Below are 17,245 nucleotides of genomic sequence, written 5' to 3'. Positions count from 1 at the left end.
AGCATGTCTGCAAGGAGGGAAAGCCGTTTTTCGCTCAACCGTGCTCTCTGACCCGGCTCAAGGCCAATGCCAGGGCTGTGGAAAGCTTGATCATTTCGCTGTTGCTCTTGCGGATGGTGCCAGCCATGCGGCGGGCAAGCACGAGGAGCAGACGCGCGCCAAGCGAGGGTTCGCGCTCCACGAATTCGAAAAACGCCTGTCGGTCCGTGACCAGAAAATCCGAATCCCGGACAACCGCGACCGTGGCCGAACGGGTGTCACGGTCGATGAGCGCGATTTCTCCGAACACCGGGAACTCCTCGCCCTCCAGCGTGGCCAGTACCTTGCGCGGATTCTCCACATCCAGAATGGGCAGATGCATGTCCCGGACGAGCATGGATTTGCTCACCCGGACCCTGCCCTGAATCAGGATGTACATTTCGTCGCCTTCCTCGCCCTCGGTGATGAGCTCCTGCCCGGCTTCAAGGGACATGGGCCGAAACAGCGGCCTGATGCGGTCCAGCGCATTCAGGGACATGCCCCGGAACAGGGGAATCGCGCTCCAGTCCAGATCGGGAATGCGGTCGCCCGAAGCCGTCATCGCGCCTCCCCGGGATTGAGGTAGAGCACGCCGTCATAGGCTGCCAGCGGCTCGCTGTCCGGGGGATTGGCCAGAATGCGCGGCCCGCCCTCGCCCATGCCGGTTTCCTGTCCGGCATTGCGGAACAGCTCCATGATGAACTGGTCCAGCGCGGATTCCTGATCCAGAATATCCTCAAGAGACACGTGCCTGCTCTCCCGGCACAGGGCGAGCGGCAGTCGACCGGCAGCGCGGTACCCGGCCAGCAGATCGCCCCATGTGCGCGCCCTGTCCTCGCCGTCCAGCCGGGAAAACTGCAGATGATTGGAGCCGCGCAGCCCCAGCAGTTCCTGAAGCAGGGTCCACATGGTCGGATTCGCGCCCATGAGTCCGAGCACAAGACTGGTGAGCTGGCCGCGCACCAGAATCTCGTTCACTCCGGCGCGCAGCAGATGCTTGCGGTTTTCCTGAAGCGACACCTCGCCGTAGAGAGGCACCTGCGGCGCCAGTTCGCGCACGGCAAGGGCTGCATGCAGGATTTCCTGATCCGCTTCCTTGGCTGACTGGGTACGCCCCTGCGTCAGCAGATAGACCACCTTGGCCAGATCCGGCCGCGCCTTTTGCAGCACGCTTTCCTGTGCCACCGGCCCCCACACGAAATGCAGGCGGTCGCCCATGTCCAGATGAAAGGCGATGGCGTCGCGTTCGTCCTGCGGCAGGCTGTTCACCAGCACCAGCGGCGTGTCGGCCCGCTCGTCGCGCGTTTGCAGCACCCCGGAATCCCGGAGCGCGTCCACCAGTTCCGGGCCGAAATCGTTCCAGCCCACGATGACCACGTGATTTGTCAGATTCACGGTGAGCAGCCCCTTGCGTTTTCTGGCCTTGCGCTCCACGAGCATGGACGCCAGATTTCCGGTCAGCGTGCTGACCAGACCGATGCCGCAGATCATCACGAACACGCCCATGATCCTGCCGCCCGTGGTGGCGGGCACCATGTCCCCGTAGCCCACGGTGGTCAACGTCACCACGGCCCACCACAGCGCGCCGAACATGTCCGTGACCTGCCCGTGCGGGTGCAGTTCGAAATAGTAGAAGCCCACGGTACTGCCCGCAAGCAGCGCCAGAATCAGCCCGGCGAGCTTGCCGAAAGGTGTGCGCACCCATGACAGAAACGTGGTCCATGCGGCCGAAACGGTTTCCACGAATCACTCCTGCGGATGTTGCTTCCTTTTCGGGAAGTTACCTCAGGATATGACTGATGACGGAGATGGAGTCAATGGAAGGGGTGAAGGAAAAACTCCGGACGTTCCCGGCAGCAGGTCGTTATTTTCGGGCAGTCTGCTCAAGGGAATCCCAGAGCGCGAGCACGGCACGTTCCTGCTCCTGCACGGAATAGGCCCGGGCCGTTGCCCTTGCCGCGTCCACACAGGCCACATGTTCCGGAGAACGAACCTCGGCCCATTTCATCATGGTTTCCAGACTCAGGGCCGCGTCCAGCACATCGCCGTCCGCGCACCACAGGCCGTTGCCAGCCCAGTCCACGGGCCGCAAATCCACCATGGGCGCGTATCGCCCGGGCAGGGCCTGCCGCATGTAGTCCCAGCCGCCAAAGCCCGCATAGCCCACACAGGCGCAGCCGCAGGCCATGGCTTCCAGCGGCGGCAGAGGGCATCCTTCGGGAAATCCGGTCATCAGGAACACGTGGGCCTTGCCCAGTTCCCGGGCCACGCCGAACGCGTCCATGCCCTGAATCTCCACCCAGCGCACCCGGTCCGGGCCGTTGCGGTGTTCGAAAATCGCCCGAATCTGCGCGGCCAGCGCCTTGTTCTTGCGCGGCATGTATGCCACGCGCACCGGCCCGTCCGGCTTGGCCTCGGGCGCGGCAAACAGATCGAGATCAATGCCGGGCCGCAGGGTCGGGGTCGGCCTGCCCGTGCTCAGTTCCACGAATTGCGAAACCGGATCGGACACGCCCACGAATTCCACGGGCAGCCTGTCCCACGTCACGCCCGGAGGCAGAGACGAGAACAGGTACGCCCAGTTCTGCACGTAGCTCACGCATCGGGCGCGCGCCTCAAGGCCCGGCATCAGCGCATTGGCCCAACCCTCGGGAACGAGCCACACGTCGCCCGCCTCAAGTCGCATGTCAGCCCATTCCACGACCGGGGCCGCGTCTTCCAGTCCGGCCGGTCGCCAGCCCGTGCGCTCCCGGGCCACAAGGCAGACCTCGCGCCCGGCCCGATGCAGAATGTCCGCGATCTGGCGCAGCACGGTAATGCCGCCGGTCGGCCTGCTCACAGGGGGAAGAAAGATATGCGTTTTCATGCGTGCTCCGGTTCCGGTTCGAATGCCATTGCAGACCACAAACCCGCGTCTTTGGCAAGATCACCCCTTGCCCGAATCCGCTTCATGGTTATCATGAAACAAAACCAAAGGAGAATCCCATGCCCACCATCAAAATCAACGGCATGAGCTGCCAGCATTGCGTCAAGTCCGTGACCGAGGCCCTGCAGCAGATCGACGGCATAACCGACGTCAAGGTCGATCTGCTCGCCGGAACTGCTACGTATGACGAGGAGAAATCGGTTGATCCCGCCACCGTGCGCGACGCCATCATCCGCATCGGTTTCGAGGTAGCGGAGTAGGGAAGAAAGGCCTTCGGCGACCCTCCCGGGGGGCCCGGGCTCTGCCCGGACCCGCCAAGGAGCAAGGCCCCTTGGATCCCCATTCTGTCTTGAGAATCGAAAAAGGCCCGGTGAATGCTCTGTCGAGACATTCACCGGGCCTTTTTCGATTCCCAAGACGGGGTGGCTTCAAGAGAAAAGCTTGGTTTTCTTCCTTTGCCTGTTTCCTCCGAGTCAAATTCCTCGATGGCGGAAGCTTCAGCTTTTCCGCATCTCACTGCGCCGCCAAGACGGGCCGGGCAGGTTCCCTCGGCCCTTGTTGGCGGCGGAGAACCAAAAAGCTACTGCGAGACCGAAATGGTTTCCGGTTGTCTGCCGGACACGACCGTCATGTTGCGGCCGTTGTTCTTGGCCTGATACAGGGCCTTGTCCGCCTTGATCACGAGGTCCTCGTCGCGGGACAGGCTGCCGGCCTCGACAGAGGCAACGCCGATGCTGGAAGTGACCGTGAATTTCCGGCCCTCGGATTCGAAACACACGTCGGCAATGCGGGCGCGGATGCGTTCGGCCAGCATCCAGGCGTCCTGTTCCGAGGTGTGCGGCAGCAGGACCACGAATTCCTCGCCGCCGTAGCGTGCGGCAAGGTCGGTGGAACGCAGGCTTTCCGTCAGGATTTCCCCGACCTTGCGCAGCACCGCATCCCCGGCCTGATGGCCGTAGGTGTCGTTCACGTTCTTGAAATGGTCCAGATCCACCATGAGCAGGGACAGGTCGTGACGGTAGCGCTGGCGGCGCTTGAGTTCGTAGACCAGCCGCTCGTCAAAGGTGTGGCGGTTGTAGATGCGGGTCAGTCCGTCGTGATCCGCGCGCAGCTTCACTTCCTTGAAGAGCATGGCGTTGCGCAGGGCCAGTCCCAGATGGTTCACGGCGGAACGGAAGGTTTCCACCTCGTCCTTGCCGAGACGGTATTCGGGCTCGCACAGCAGGGCGAGACAACCAAAGGACTCCTGCCCTGCGGTCAGGGGCATGACGACCAGTCTGCCGTCTTCCGGGCCATGGTTGAACTCCGGCCTGCGGGCCGGGTCCACATGCCCGATCTGAAATTCGTTGACCGGACCGCCGCCAAGGGTTGCGGCCTGGGCCATGAGCTGTTCCACCCAGCGGCTTTCCACGTCCGGCGTGGCCTTGCCATTCAGGTAGAGTTCCACGTCCACGGCATATCCCTCGTCCCGGCGCTGCCAGAACGCGGCATGGAGCTGACGCACGGGCAGAATCAGCTCAAGGGTTTCCTTGGCATTCATCAGGATGGTGGCGGGTTCCAGACTTTCGTTCGCGGACGCCAGAATCTTGTTCAGGAACATGAGCTGATCGGTCTTGCGGGCCAGCAGTTCCCTTTCCAGCAGGATTTCCTCGGTCATGCGGTAGATGTCCGAGTACATGCTGGTCACTTCCTTGGCGCGAAACACCGCGTCCTGCACCTTGTTGCGGCTCAGGGGCGCGCGGATCACGGTGAGAAACCCTTCCTCCAGCACCTTTTCCAGACTCAGATCGTCCTCGTTTTCCTGAATCAGGATGCGCTGGGTATTGGCCAGCGTCCGGTATTCGTTCCTGCGGAATTCGGGAATATCGTTCCAGATGCGCCACGGAATCCAGGTTGCGGTGGGCTTTTCAGCCTGTCCCAGCTCCTTTTTCCACGGGAACCTGCCCGAGGGAAAATTGCGCAGGAAAAAGCCGGGGCCGATCGCGGTCTCGATCTGCTGCCGCTGCAACTCGGTGAGGCCCAGTCCCCACATGAGTTCGGGCCGTCTGCCCCGTCTCAGCGATCGTGTTTCAGCCATGTCTCCATCTCCTTGAACGTCAAAACCATGACGCGGAAAAACTTCCGCACAGGTGGTTGAGCAAAAACAGGGCCAACCGTATCGACTTGCGGAAAATTGAAATGAAAAGGACTGGAATAGCGAATCAATTTATCGTGGATCGGTGCGAACCATTCCTGAATGCGGCAGAAACTTCCCTGATCCGCACACGGTTGGCATTGACAAAAGGAGCTACCCCTGTTTGACCAATGACATGACAGGGATAAAAAGAGTATGGGCGACTCTGGACCCGTTTTTCGAATCCGGCCCGGTACTGGGCCGAAAAGTGGCCAATGTCCGGTTTCTGGATGCGCTGCTGAACCGGGATTCCTTTGACGAATATCATTTCTTCCTGAACGATCGGGGCATTTCCGACGCACTGCGGAAACATCTGGAACACACGCGGCCCAGGCTGGTCGCATCCGGACGCATCCGCCTTCGCGACCGCAGGGAACTTCCGTCCGCACTGGCCGACACCCATTACCATTGTTTCCATCAGTCCGACTGCATTCTGTGGCAGCCGCACCTGATCCGGCTGCGCAATCAGGTGGCCCGCGACATCTTTCCCGTTACCGGCACCATCCATTCCCTGAGCTACGCGGATTTCGGCGAGGCGTTTCTGCGCCATCTCCAGCCCGGCACCACGGGCAGGGATGCCATCGTGTGCACCTCGTCCGCAGGCAGAACCGCTGTGGAAAACTTCTTCCTGTATCTGCGGGAAAACCACGGCCTTTCCCGGAAACGGTTCCCGGCCCCGGAGCTGGCCCTGATTCCCCTTGGCGTGGACGCCTCGGCCATGACTCCGCCCCGGACAAGGCAGGGGGACATGGTCCGACTGCTCGTGTTCGGCAGAATCTCCCACTATTCCAAGATGGACCTGCTGCCCCTGCTGCGTGCCCTGCACCGGGCCGGAGCCGAGGGAATCGACCTGTCCGGCGTGGAACTGGTGCTGGCCGGATGGGTGGATGACAACGACGATTTCACGCCCGCACTGCTCGATCTGGCCACGAACATCGGGCTCCGGCTGCGTCTGGAACGACGGCCCGACGAACAGCGCAAGGCAGAGCTGTTCCGCGAGGCCGACATCTTCGTGTCCATTGCGGACAATCCGCAGGAAACCTTCGGCATCACCCTGCTGGAGGCCGGGGCGTTCGGCCTGCCCGTGGTGGCCTCGGACTATGACGGCTACCGGGATATCGTGGTCCATGGCGAGACCGGACTGCTCGTGCCCACGCTCGGCCCGGCGCGTACCGATGATCTCGACCCGCTGGCGCCGCTCCTGTTCGACAACCAGTATCATCTGCTGCTGGCCCAGCGCACGGCCGTGGACGTGCCCGGACTGGCCTCGGCCCTGATCCGGCTCATCCGGTTCCCGGAACTGCGACAGGCCATGGGCATGGCCGGGCGAAAGCGGGTGGAAGCCCATTTTTCGTGGGACAGCGTGGTGGAACAGCACGAAATCCTGTGGGACAGACTGCGGGAGATTCCCGTGGACAGGGAAGCCCTGCGCAATGCGGCCCAGCCCCAGCAGATTCCGTATGGCAGGGTGTTCGGGCACTACGCCTCGCATCAGTTGGGGCCGGACATCGTGCTGACGACCGGACGCACCGGGCACGCATTCTACCGTGGCCGGGATTTTCCGCTCCTGTATTCCGGACTGGTAAATTTCATTGATCCCGAAGCCGCACGCAAACTCGCGTTTCTGGCACGCAAGCCGGTCCGCTGCGAAGAGCTTGTCCGCAAACTCCGTGAAATATTTCCGAACATTGCCGCTCAACAAGCGGAAAATCATATCCTCTGGGCCGTGAAGCACGACATACTGGAAGTCGTGGCCCCGGAGGAAAACACGGGTTTTTGACAACGGAGGCATGAGACGAATGAAGATTATGCGAGCCACGCGAATGGAGCGATGCATCGGCTGCCATTCGTGTTCCCTGGCCTGCTCCCGGCAGGTTCATAAGGTGTTGTCCTGGAACAAGGCAGGCATCCGCATCGCCTCGTCCGGCGGCCTGAGCACCGGATTCGAGGCACGCGTCTGTCTGGCCTGCGACCCCGCCCCCTGCGTGGCGGCGTGTCCCACGGGCGCGTTTTCCCAGCGCAAGGGCGGCGGCGTGATCCAGAAGCGCAACCTGTGCATCCGCTGCGGCGAATGCGCCAAGGCCTGCCCGGTGGACGCTATCTTTCTGGATCATCAGGTCAATCCGTACGTGTGCATCCACTGCGGCCGCTGCATCCCCTACTGCCCGCACGACTGTCTGGAAATGGTGGAGGTGCCGGAACGGCGCAACGGCTCGAACAAGGACAAGGAGGTGGCGTCATGATCCGCGACTACTTCCGCGTCATGGTGGTGAATCTGGGCACGGGCAAGGCAAACATCGTGGAACGGGGCGGTCGGAACGAGGTTCTTGGCGGAACCGGACTGGCGGCCCGGCTGTTTCAGGAATTCGGCCATGCGGACCGGCCATGGAACGACCCGGATCAGCCCATGATTCTGGCGATCGGCCCGCTCACCGGCTACTACCCGCTCATGAGCAAGACCTGCTGCTCGTTCAAGTCGCCGTACCACGACCAGTACGCCGAGAGCTATGCAGGCGGCAAATCCGCACTCTCCCTGCGTTTCGCCGACCTGGACGCCCTCGTCATCACCGGCAGGGCCGAGCGGCTCACCGCCCTGTGCGTGGGCTCGCGCCGCGTGGAGCTCAAGGACGTGGAATACCTGCGCGGATTCGACGCCCTGAGCACGGGCCGCGCCCTGCGCAAGATGTTCCCGGGTTCGGGCCGACGCAGCATCCTGCGCATCGGTCCGGCAGCGGAAAAGCTCAGCACCTATGCCTGCATCAACGTGGACACCTACCGACACTTCGGCAGGCTGGGCGGCGGCACGGTCATGGGGGTCAAGAACCTCAAGGGCATCTGCATTCTGGGCGACCGGGGATTCCCCCTGCCCGAGGGCAAGGCGTATCCCAAGCTCTACAAGCACATATTCGAACAGCTCACCTCAACGGAAATGATGAGCAAATACCACGGCGTGGGCACTGCCGTGAACATCAGCCCGCTCAACGGACTGAAGAGCCTGCCATGGAAGAACCTGCAACAGACGTCCTCGCCCCATGCCGAACGCATTTCCGGCGAGACCTTTGCGGACGAAACCCTGCTGCGCAATGCGGCCTGTGCAGGCTGTCCCGTGGGCTGCATCCACGTGGGATTCGTGCGCGAGCAGTTCCAGACCAACAACCAGTACCTCTACCGTCAGGTGGCCTATGATTACGAGCCCATCTTTGCGGTGGGCGGCATGCTTGAGATCATCGAGCCGGGCGAGGTGCTGCGCGTGCTGGACGTGATCGAAAAGGAAGGGTTCGACTGCATGAGTTGCGGTGTGGCACTTGCCTGGGCCACCGAGGCGCTGGAGCGCGGCGACATCTCCGAGGACGAAACCCTGCTTCCCCTGAAATGGGGCGACGCCGAAACCTACATGAAGGCCGTGGAACTGCTCAGCCAGCAGGAGAACGAGTTCTATTCCCTGCTGGCCCGAGGCACCATGCGCGCCGTTGCCCGCTATGGCGGGGGCGACTATGCCTGCGTGCTGGGTCAGGAAATGGCGGGTTATGCCACGGGCGAAGTCTTCTTCGTGTCCGAGGCGCTGGGCTTCCGCCACGCGCATCTGGACGCGGGCGGATATTCCTGGGACCAGAAGCACGAGGAAAAGGATGTTGACGCGGCCCTGAAATTCCTTGTGGAGGACGGACGCAAGCGCATCATCCTGAACTGCATGGTCGGCTGTCTGTTCTCGCGCGGGGTATACACGGAAGCCCTGCTGGACGAGGCACTGGAGGCCGTGGGCTACACCGATCTCGCCACAGGCGTGGACGAAATTGCCTTCGAAGTCCAGAAATTGCGCTGGCGCGTACGCATCTCCACGGGCTACGACCCGCGGACCGTAAAAATACCCAAGCGTTACAGCGAGATAACCACATGGAAGGGCCCGCTGGACACCGAATACATGGAAGCCCTGCGTCAGGGATTCGCCCAAAGGATCATGGAGCTCGGCGCGCCACTTCCCGAGGATGCCCCGGAAAAATGAGGGTTTTCTGAAAAAGTGCTTGCCAACCCCATCGGGTTTCGCTAAACACAACTCCTCACCGGCGCTCAGGTAGCTCAGTCGGTAGAGCAGGGGACTGAAAATCCCCGTGTCGGCAGTTCAATTCTGTCCCTGAGCACCATTGAAAACAAAGGCTTGCAAACAATACGTTTGCAAGCCTTTTGTTTTTTGATCTTCCAAATTTCTTTTTTCAACTATCCACATACGATTGCATTTCTTCTTTCAGAATAGGTGTTTACTGGTTGATAGCTAATTGTTATGGATCAATTAAAACTTACCAATAACCACCTATATTCCCATGAAACAAAAATATCCTGAATTTGTTCAATGGTTTGCTCCTTTACTGGATGCCCTCAGAGATTTGGGGGATTCTGGAAAACCAAGAGAAATTTCTGATAGAATTGCTAGAAAGTTAAATCTGCCAGACAAAATTCTTGACGCAGTAAATGAAAAATCAGGTGGAAACAAATTTTACAATCAAGTGGCTTGGGCAAGGCAATACCTTGTATGGGAAGGTTTGCTTGATTCTTCCAAATATGGGACATGGAAACTGACAGATGAAGGCAAAAAAACTCATCTAACGGAAAATGAAGCCTATCTGATAGTAAGAAAATGGCAAAAAATTAAGCAGCGAAAACCCAAAAATGAAACATTTAAAAAAACAAATAAAAATGAAATCTTTATTCCTCATGAAGAAAATGGCAGCTCTGACTTTTTAAATCTTGATTTAATCGATGTATTACGTTCTTTGTCGCCTGATGGATTCGAAAGAATATGCAAAGAAGTTCTCCGAGAATCGGATTTTGAAAATGTTGAAGTTACCAGAAAGGGTGGAGATGAAGGAATAGATGGATTTGGAACTCTAAAAATAAATCCCTTCGTTTCTTTCAAAGTTATATTCCAATGTAAACGTTACAAAAAAGGCAATACTGTCAGTAGAGCACAAGTTGGCGATTTTCGGAATGCAATGATTGGAAGAGCAGAAAAGGGGATTATGATTACCACCTCAACCTTTAGTCAAGAAGCGATAAAAGAAGCAAACAGAGATGGAGCTGATAAAATAGAATTAGTTGATGGAGAAAAACTTGTTGAAATGTTTGAAAAGGTAGAGCTTGGACTGACAAAAAAAACTGTATATGAAATAGATCACGCTTTTTTTAGTAAATTCAAGTAATCTAGATCGATAATATAATCTCCTCTCCGCCGCCCAACCACCACTTTCAAACTCCCTCCATCCTCGCGGCGGCGGAAAGTCAAAAAGTTCAGGAGAGTCCAGAGAACCCCTTTCAAGGGGTTCTCTGGTCGCCGAAGGCATTCTCCCCCTTTATTCCAATCCCATGCCCGGATGATGTATGGGCATGTCCATCATTTCCACATGGCAGACCGTGCAGGTGCCCTGCGAGCCGAAGGCCTGGGCCTCGCCCATGTACTGTTCGGGGTGGATGTTGTCGCGTTCCGTGGCCGGATAGATCACGTGCGGGCTGCCGTGGCAGGATGCGCAGGCAATGGCGGCCATGTCGCCGTAGCGGTTGACGTAGAGTTCCTCGGGGTCGGCGGCCCAGACATTGAAGGCCGTGAACTCGGACGGGGCCTCGAAATCCACGTGACAGGTCAGGCAGTCGGGCTGCTGCAACCACGGCTGGCGCGGATTGATCTCGTCAGCCGATTCCACGTACTGAGGCCGGAGCATGGCCAGCCGCGCCGTGGCATACGGCTTGTCTTTTTCCTGTTCGGCCTTGAGCAGACCGATGGCGTGATCCTCGATGTTGCCGTGACAGTCGGCGCACTCGAAGGTGTCGCCGTGCCGTCCGCGCAGGGAGCCGTCCGGATGGCACTTGAGACAGGAGTGTTCGGAATCGCGGCCCGACAGATAGATGGCGTGGAACCCGTGCATGGCTGCGGACAGGTTGGGCTTGTCCTCCTGCCCGGCGGCATTCTGCGAGGCGTCGTCGTGGCATTCCACGCACAGAATCTTCGCGCCCCGGGTTGCGCGCTCCACATGGTTGGTGCGGTTGATGCGGTCGTGCACGGCAAGGATATTCAGGGCCGTGTCATCGGCAATGTTGCCGTCCCTGGCCCGGGAACCGCCGTGACAGGACCGGCAGCCCATGAGCTGGGACGTGGCCGGAGTGAATTTCGTCGTGGCCAGCACCTCGCCGGTCTCGGCCACGCGCGCTTCCAGCGTGACCACGGGCAGCGGCTGATACGGGTCCACGGACGGCAGAAAATCCAGTTCCGCCTCGAAGATTCCCTCGTCGCCACCGCCAAGCACACCTTCCGGTCCGTTCTCGACCGTGAATCCGATCTCCACGCCCTGCGTGATCACTTCGGGAGCGGAATCCCGACGCACGAGCTGGGCGCGAATGGCAGTACCGGACGGCATCAGGGTCCAGTACCGGGAATCCGCGACAAAATGCATGCCTTCCCGGCCCCAGGCCAGAAGCGCGAATTCCGCGCCATCGTCGAAGGGCGCGGGCGAAACGGGTTCGTCGGAAATGGCCGTGTCGGACGCGGCACGATCCGGATGCAACTCTTCCGCAATGTAGCGCGCAAGGGCGCGGCGTTCGTCGGGTTTGCCCACAAAGGGCGGCATGTACACGCTGACGCTGCCCATGCCTGACAGGAACGCATCCATGGAATCCGCATCCGCATAGGGCGCGGTCAGGGGCAGGATGTCGTTCATGGGACCATCAATGGAATGGCAGGACGCGCATTCGAGCTGGTACAGGAATTCCCCGACCTGCCGTTCATTGTCGTCCGTGATCTCGCGCAGGTCCGGCGGGGTCCATTTGGCGTGGGCCAGCACGCCCTCCTGATTCAGGACAGGCACCTGCGCCTTGAGTATGGAATTGGAATAGACCACGTCCCAGATCAGGTAGGGCTTGCGCGCGGCCTCGCGCATGGACTCGAACGAACCCATCAGGCCAAGGCCGAACAGCATGACCACGAGCGCCAGCGGAAAACTCACGGAACGCGGCAGTTTCACGGCCATTGCCAGTGCGCCGAGCACCACGAGCGGGCCGAATATCCAAAAGAATTGCATGTAGGTGGCCACGCGCTGCGACTTGGCCATGACCATGGCGTACTGGGGTTCGGGCAGGGCCTGAATGTACCACCAGCCGCTCAGGGCCAGCAGCACGAATCCGGCAATGGTCCACAGGGAACAGACGCGCACCGTGGAAAGGCGCGTGGCCTCGTCCGGGATGCGCGTTGCCGTGACATAGCCGAACAGTCCGGCGCACACGGCCGCGAAAAAGGTGCGGAACACCACCTGCGGCCAGAACGTGGGATTGAAGAAGCCGTCCCAGAAGCTCCGGGTTTGCAGCCATTCGCCCGGGGTGAGCATGAATCCGATGATCCCGGTGATCAGGAACAGGGACAGCCAGCCGAACACGGCATAGAGCCAGCCCACGATGATGTGATCCCGGCGATTCATTTTTTCCCATGCATAGTAGTAGACCAGCAGGGCCACGATCTCGCCCAGAAAGCAGACCCATTCCGTTGCCCAGCCGAACACGAAGGACTTGATCAGGATGATGGTGGGCTGGGGCGCGAGCAGGGAGATGCTCAGCCAGATGGCCACGCCCGACACCGCGCCAAAGGCCATGGTCAGGACCAGAAAGAACTTGGTGTGCCTTTTGGCATAGTCCAGCAGATGCGGATTGCCCGAGCGCGCGGCCGCCATTTCCGTGAGCACCAGAAACAGACCGCCGCCCACGGCAAAATGGGCCACGTACACATGCAGGGTGGAGATCAGGGCGACCCAGAAGCCGCCGCCGAGAGTCGCGAGTTTCCAGATGGGATATTCCATGAGCTAGGCCCTCCCCTGCGCCTTGAAAAAGAGTCGCACCATGTACCACATGAGACCGCCGCCGATGACAAGGGAAATCAGGAACAGGTAGAACGGTCCGTACTGGCCGGTCACGGGCATGGATTCGATCCTGAACCACGGCTCGATGGACAGGGTGCGCACCCAGTGGCGCGTGATGGCCATGAACAGGACCGTGAGCGAGGTCCAGACCGCAGCGGACCGGACCTTGCCCTGAAATCCCGCGCTCAGAAGCAGGCCCGCGCCGATCAGGGACGCGACCAGCGAGGCCGTGGCCGGAATGCTGCCGCCGAGAAACGCCTGCTGCACGCGCGAGGGCAGGGCGAACAGGAACCAGAGGCCGATGCCCAGATTGACCAGCGTGGCCGAGGTGAACCACTTCATGCCCACGCGCACGTGATGATCATTGCCCTTGTGCTCGCCGAGCAGGGCCGTGAACAGCCCGCCAAGAGCCAGAGTCGCGGCCATGAAATGCAGAAAGCGCGGATACAGGGTCGGATCGCCGAAGTTCAGGAACGATCCCATGTGATTCGTGAAATATTCGCCCCACAGGTCCGGCACCAGCATCAGGGTCATGTTGTTGGAGAACATGAAGCCCACGAACACCAGCGCGGCAATGGTCAGGAAGAGCAGCAGGTTGCGCGACGCGCCAAGCGACTCGAACCGGAACTTGAAGAAATAGAAGCCGAAGTAGGCCAGCATCAGGGCAGCGGTCACGGACAGCCACCAGCCGCCCATGAGCACGGAGCTGACATAGTCCAGATGCCCGTAATTGGTCTGAAGGAACAGGAGCGGAGCCACCCCGAAGTTGATGGTCAGGGCGATGAGGGGCGGCAGTTTCATGCCCACGTCCCGGGCAAGCCCGGTATCGCCCCGCAGGGCCTGGACCAGCGCCACGGCCGCCGAGCCAAGGGTCGCGTTCATGAACAGGATGTGCACGGTAAATGTTGCGATAAGCAGCACGTCGATCCACGCCCAATGCACGGGAATGGGTTCGAGCGCCGGGATGAGCATTGCCGGATTCATGGTTCCCTCCTTGGTATTCCAGTTCGGAACAATAGGATAATCCCGCGCCGCCGACAACCGGAGGCATCATTATTTCCTGCCCGTGCGTCTTGCCATTTGCCGAAGATGCGGTACACACTGCGTCAAGCCAACAGCCACGGAGGAAACATGTCCACAATTCTGCTGTTCGACGCAGGCAACACCAATACCAAGATCGGGGTTGCCGATGAAAACGGACTGGGCGCGGCATACACCCTGCCCACGCGTCCGGCCAACACCAATGACGACTGGGGCCTCAAGATCGACGTGATCCTGCGGCGCGAAAACGTGAAGCCGTCCAGCGTGGAGGCGTGCGTCATCTCGTCCGTGGTTCCGCCGCTGGACCCGCTGCTCACGCGCATGGCCCGGCGGTTCATGGACTGCGAAGCCCTGTTCGTGCCTGCGGACCTGCCCCTGCATCTGGAAAACCGCTATGCCCGGCCCGAACAGGTGGGCGCGGACATTCTGGTTGGCTGCGCCGCTGCCCGGCGCATCAGCGACCGCAAGGACCTGATCGTCATCGACTTCGGCACGGCCACCACCTTGGCGTGCGTCACGGACACGACATTTCAGGGCGGCCTGATCTGCCCGGGCGTGCTGTCCTCGGCCCGAGCCCTTGCCGGAGACACGGCCAAGCTGCCCAAGGTGGACCTGCGCGTGGGAAATACCGAGCTCACATGGGGCCGCTCCACGGCGGAATGCCTGAATCAGGGACTGGTGTTCGGATTCGGGGCCATGATCGAAGGGCTGGTCGCCCGGCTGGCCAGACAGATGGAAACCGAACCGTACGTCATGGCCACGGGCGGACTTGCCCGTTCCATTGCCGAGGTCTGCCCGGCCATCCATCATCTGGAACCCGATCTGGTCATGAACGGGCTGTGGAGCGCGTACTTTGGAAAATAACTGTGTCCGGCACAGCGCTGCCGTATACATTTGTGCACCGTGCGAAATTCGTCTAGAATTCCCGCACACCAATAATTGGAATTGCAAATTGTCCTCATAAAAGGAGACGGATCATGAGCACGATTTCCGGCGTATGGGCCAGGGAAATCCTGGATTCCCGCGGCAACCCCACCGTGGAAGTGGAAGTGATGCTTGAATGCGGCGTCATCGGCCGAGCCGCCGTGCCCTCCGGGGCGTCCACCGGCACCCGCGAAGCCCTTGAGCTGCGCGACAAGGAAGAGCGCTACAACGGCAAGGGCGTTCTCACTGCCGTGGAAAACGTGCGCGGCGAGATCGCCGGAGCCGTGGTCGGCATGGACGCGACCCGTCAGGTTGCTCTGGACAACGCCATGATCGATCTGGACGGCACCGAGAACAAGGAACGCCTTGGCGCCAATGCCATTCTCGGCGTGTCCATGGCCGCTTCCCGCGCGGCTGCCCGCTACCTGGGCCTGCCCCTGTACCAGTACCTTGGCGGCGTGAACGCCAAGCTGCTGCCCGTGCCCCTGATGAACGTGATCAACGGCGGCGAACACGCCCCCAACAATCTGGACATCCAGGAATTCATGCTCATGCCCGTGGGCGCGGAAACCTTTGCCGAAGGCCTGCGCATGGGCGCGGAAGTCTTTCACAAGCTCAAGGGCATCCTGTCCAAGGACGGCCACGTGACCAGCGTGGGTGACGAAGGCGGGTTCGCACCGAACCTGAAATCCCATGAGGAAGCCTTCCAGTACCTGATCCGCGGCATCGAGGCCGCCGGGTACCAGCCGGGCCGCGACATCTGCCTGGCCATCGATGCGGCTGCCAGCGAGTTCTACAAGAACGGCAAGTACGTGCTGGCCGGCGAAGGCAAGGAATTCACCGCTGCCGAACTCGTGGACTTCTATGCGGACCTGACCCAAAAGTTCCCGCTGGTCTCCATCGAGGACGGCCTTGCCGAGGGCGACTGGGACGGCTTTGCGCTCCAGACCGAAAAGATGGGCGACCACATCCAGCTCGTGGGCGACGACATCTTCGTGACCAACCCCGACATTCTGGCCGAGGGCATCGAACGTGGCGTGTGCAACTCGATCCTGATCAAGCTGAATCAGATCGGCACCGTGACCGAGACCCTCGACACCATCGAGATGGCCAAGAGCGCGGGATACACCACCGTGGTTTCCCATCGCTCCGGCGAGACCGAGGACAACTTCATCGCCGACCTCGCCGTGGGCGTGAATGCCGGCCAGATCAAGACCGGCTCGGCCTCCCGCTCCGACCGCCTCGCCAAGTACAACCAGCTCCTGCGCATCGAGGAGGAACTGGACGAGGACGGCATCTACTTCGGCCCGATTCTGGGCGAATCCTGGTTCGAATACGAATAGCCCTCGAAATTCCATCGAGAAAAAAACAAGGGGCCGCTCCGCAAGGGGCGGCCCCTTTTGCATGTGAAACAGGACCTGAAGGCTCGCCGCAGCCTTGAAATCCGGCTGAAGCGGAACGCGACTCCGATGCGGCAAAATTTCGCATTTACCGAAAACGTGAGTTCGTGTATCCACGGCTGGATGAACGAACAGCACCCCTCTCCGGAAGCGGTTTCCCGAGCGGCACAGGCCCTTGGACGCGGGATCACGGATGCGCAGGCCGAGCTCGTGGCCGCGTATCTGCACCTGCTCATCAAGTGGAACAGGAAGATGAATCTGGTGGGCAAATCGGACTGGCGCACCGTGTTCGACACCCTGATCGTGGATTCCCTATTTCTTGCGGATTTTCTGAGCGAACTGGATCTGCCGGAAAAACCGCTCAGTCTGGACCTTGGCGCAGGAGCCGGCCTGCCGGGCATTTCCCTGCGCGCCCTGTGGACGGACGGAGACTACTGGCTGGTGGAGGTGCGGGAAAAACGCGCCGTGTTCATGAAGATGGCGCTGGGCCGACTCAGGCAGGCAGGCACGGACGTGTTCCACGGCAGGGCCGAGGACGCGCTCTCCCGGCTGGAAGCCGCCGGACATCGCGGCACGGCCGACCTTGTCCTGAGCCGGGCGTTCATGCCGTGGCCCAAGCTGCTGGAATTCGTGCGGCCCATGCTCCGTCAGGACGCGGACCAGTGCGGCACCGTGGTCATCATGTCCAATGATCCGGCCCCGAAAAACGAGGAACTGCCGTCGGGCTGGAAGCTCGGCGACGTGGCCTCCTATCCCGCGGCAGGCTCGGAACGGTTCTTCTGGGCTGTCCGCCCCTGCTGATTCTTCCTGAAAAATCGAAAAAGGACCTTGGCCCGGGCGTGATTGCACGTTCGGGCCGATTTTATTTCTA

The 17,245-nt window shown here is 60.5% G+C and carries 14 protein-coding genes and 1 tRNA gene; 9 read left to right on the top strand and 6 right to left on the bottom strand.

From position 1 onward, the window contains the following. Positions 1–34: 34 nt before the first annotated feature. The 3 genes from MPN23_RS12495 to MPN23_RS12485 form a co-directional block, all read right to left on the bottom strand. Positions 35–580 (bottom strand): cyclic nucleotide-binding domain-containing protein, encoded by a 546-nt coding sequence (locus MPN23_RS12495; protein WP_243544523.1) that lies wholly within the window; start codon positions 578–580, stop codon positions 35–37. Continuing rightward, positions 577–1,761: a potassium channel family protein gene (locus tag MPN23_RS12490; protein ID WP_243544522.1), complete on the bottom strand. Its 1,185-nt coding sequence runs from the start codon at positions 1,759–1,761 to the stop codon at positions 577–579. Before MPN23_RS12490 ends, MPN23_RS12495 begins: the two co-directional genes overlap by 4 nt. Before the next feature lie 121 nt (positions 1,762–1,882). Continuing rightward, entirely contained in the window at positions 1,883–2,884 is a 1,002-nt protein-coding gene (locus tag MPN23_RS12485) for a glycosyltransferase (protein WP_243544521.1), read from the bottom strand. Between the two features lie 119 nt (positions 2,885–3,003). Here MPN23_RS12485 and MPN23_RS12480 point away from each other — a divergent pair, with 119 nt between their 5' ends. Continuing rightward, positions 3,004–3,204, top strand: coding sequence for a heavy-metal-associated domain-containing protein (locus tag MPN23_RS12480; protein WP_243544520.1), 201 nt, complete (start codon positions 3,004–3,006; stop codon positions 3,202–3,204). Between the two features lie 320 nt (positions 3,205–3,524). On the opposite strand, the gene MPN23_RS12475 is transcribed toward MPN23_RS12480, so the two are convergent. Further along, a complete protein-coding gene (locus MPN23_RS12475) occupies positions 3,525–5,021 on the bottom strand; it encodes a GGDEF domain-containing protein (RefSeq protein ID WP_243544519.1) in 1,497 nt (498 codons plus the stop codon). Between the two features lie 220 nt (positions 5,022–5,241). Between MPN23_RS12475 and MPN23_RS12470 the strand changes: the two genes are divergently transcribed. From MPN23_RS12470 to MPN23_RS12450, 5 genes are all read left to right on the top strand, one after another. Continuing rightward, positions 5,242–6,897: a glycosyltransferase family 4 protein gene (locus MPN23_RS12470; protein ID WP_341540076.1), complete on the top strand. Its 1,656-nt coding sequence runs from the start codon at positions 5,242–5,244 to the stop codon at positions 6,895–6,897. A gap of 19 nt (positions 6,898–6,916) precedes the next feature. Then, on the top strand, positions 6,917–7,360 hold the full coding sequence (locus MPN23_RS12465; RefSeq protein WP_243544518.1) for a 4Fe-4S dicluster domain-containing protein: 444 nt from the start codon (positions 6,917–6,919) through the stop codon (positions 7,358–7,360). Beyond that, positions 7,357–9,120, top strand: coding sequence for an aldehyde ferredoxin oxidoreductase N-terminal domain-containing protein (locus MPN23_RS12460; RefSeq protein WP_243544517.1), 1,764 nt, complete (start codon positions 7,357–7,359; stop codon positions 9,118–9,120). Before MPN23_RS12465 ends, MPN23_RS12460 begins: the two co-directional genes overlap by 4 nt. A gap of 63 nt (positions 9,121–9,183) precedes the next feature. After that, positions 9,184–9,259, top strand: a tRNA-Phe gene (locus tag MPN23_RS12455). Between the two features lie 177 nt (positions 9,260–9,436). Next, a complete protein-coding gene (locus MPN23_RS12450; RefSeq protein ID WP_243544516.1) occupies positions 9,437–10,312 on the top strand; it encodes a restriction endonuclease in 876 nt (291 codons plus the stop codon). Positions 10,313–10,462: 150 nt separating this feature from the next. Here the strand turns inward: MPN23_RS12450 and MPN23_RS12445 are convergent, their stop codons facing one another. Both MPN23_RS12445 and MPN23_RS12440 read right to left on the bottom strand, forming a co-directional pair. Further along, positions 10,463–12,949, bottom strand: a complete 2,487-nt coding sequence (locus MPN23_RS12445; protein ID WP_243544515.1) for a cytochrome ubiquinol oxidase subunit I — start codon at positions 12,947–12,949, stop codon at positions 10,463–10,465. 3 nt (positions 12,950–12,952) lie between these two features. Then, a complete protein-coding gene (locus MPN23_RS12440) occupies positions 12,953–13,993 on the bottom strand; it encodes a hypothetical protein (protein WP_243544514.1) in 1,041 nt (346 codons plus the stop codon). Between the two features lie 147 nt (positions 13,994–14,140). Here MPN23_RS12440 and MPN23_RS12435 point away from each other — a divergent pair, with 147 nt between their 5' ends. From MPN23_RS12435 to MPN23_RS12425, 3 genes are all read left to right on the top strand, one after another. Continuing rightward, positions 14,141–14,914, top strand: coding sequence for a type III pantothenate kinase (locus tag MPN23_RS12435; RefSeq protein ID WP_243544513.1), 774 nt, complete (start codon positions 14,141–14,143; stop codon positions 14,912–14,914). Positions 14,915–15,027: 113 nt separating this feature from the next. Beyond that, the gene (eno, locus tag MPN23_RS12430; RefSeq protein ID WP_243544512.1) at positions 15,028–16,317 is read left to right on the top strand and encodes a phosphopyruvate hydratase; all 1,290 of its coding nucleotides are present in this window, start codon (positions 15,028–15,030) and stop codon (positions 16,315–16,317) included. Positions 16,318–16,380: 63 nt separating this feature from the next. Beyond that, on the top strand, positions 16,381–17,175 hold the full coding sequence (locus tag MPN23_RS12425; RefSeq protein ID WP_243544511.1) for a 16S rRNA (guanine(527)-N(7))-methyltransferase RsmG: 795 nt from the start codon (positions 16,381–16,383) through the stop codon (positions 17,173–17,175). Positions 17,176–17,245 lie beyond the last annotated feature (70 nt).

It is taken from the genome of Pseudodesulfovibrio tunisiensis, from assembly GCF_022809775.1.
In the GTDB taxonomy this organism is placed as follows: Bacteria; Desulfobacterota; Desulfovibrionia; order Desulfovibrionales; family Desulfovibrionaceae; genus Pseudodesulfovibrio; species Pseudodesulfovibrio tunisiensis.
The sequence above is the reverse complement of the archived record's forward strand: the minus strand, read 5'-3'. Positions and strand labels throughout refer to the sequence as shown.

Bases quoted from the DNA above. Each gene is read 5' to 3' on its own strand.
- MPN23_RS12495 (WP_243544523.1), bottom strand. From the start codon at position 580: ATGACGGCTTCGGGCGACCGCATTCCCGATCTGGACTGGAGCGCGATT.
- MPN23_RS12485 (WP_243544521.1), bottom strand. From the start codon at position 2,884: ATGAAAACGCATATCTTTCTTCCCCCTGTGAGCAGGCCGACCGGCGGC.
- MPN23_RS12480 (WP_243544520.1), top strand. From the start codon at position 3,004: ATGCCCACCATCAAAATCAACGGCATGAGCTGCCAGCATTGCGTCAAG.
- MPN23_RS12475 (WP_243544519.1), bottom strand. From the start codon at position 5,021: ATGGCTGAAACACGATCGCTGAGACGGGGCAGACGGCCCGAACTCATG.
- MPN23_RS12465 (WP_243544518.1), top strand. From the start codon at position 6,917: ATGAAGATTATGCGAGCCACGCGAATGGAGCGATGCATCGGCTGCCAT.
- MPN23_RS12460 (WP_243544517.1), top strand. From the start codon at position 7,357: ATGATCCGCGACTACTTCCGCGTCATGGTGGTGAATCTGGGCACGGGC.
- MPN23_RS12450 (WP_243544516.1), top strand. From the start codon at position 9,437: ATGAAACAAAAATATCCTGAATTTGTTCAATGGTTTGCTCCTTTACTG.
- MPN23_RS12445 (WP_243544515.1), bottom strand. From the start codon at position 12,949: ATGGAATATCCCATCTGGAAACTCGCGACTCTCGGCGGCGGCTTCTGG.
- MPN23_RS12440 (WP_243544514.1), bottom strand. From the start codon at position 13,993: ATGAATCCGGCAATGCTCATCCCGGCGCTCGAACCCATTCCCGTGCAT.
- MPN23_RS12435 (WP_243544513.1), top strand. From the start codon at position 14,141: ATGTCCACAATTCTGCTGTTCGACGCAGGCAACACCAATACCAAGATC.
- eno (WP_243544512.1), top strand. From the start codon at position 15,028: ATGAGCACGATTTCCGGCGTATGGGCCAGGGAAATCCTGGATTCCCGC.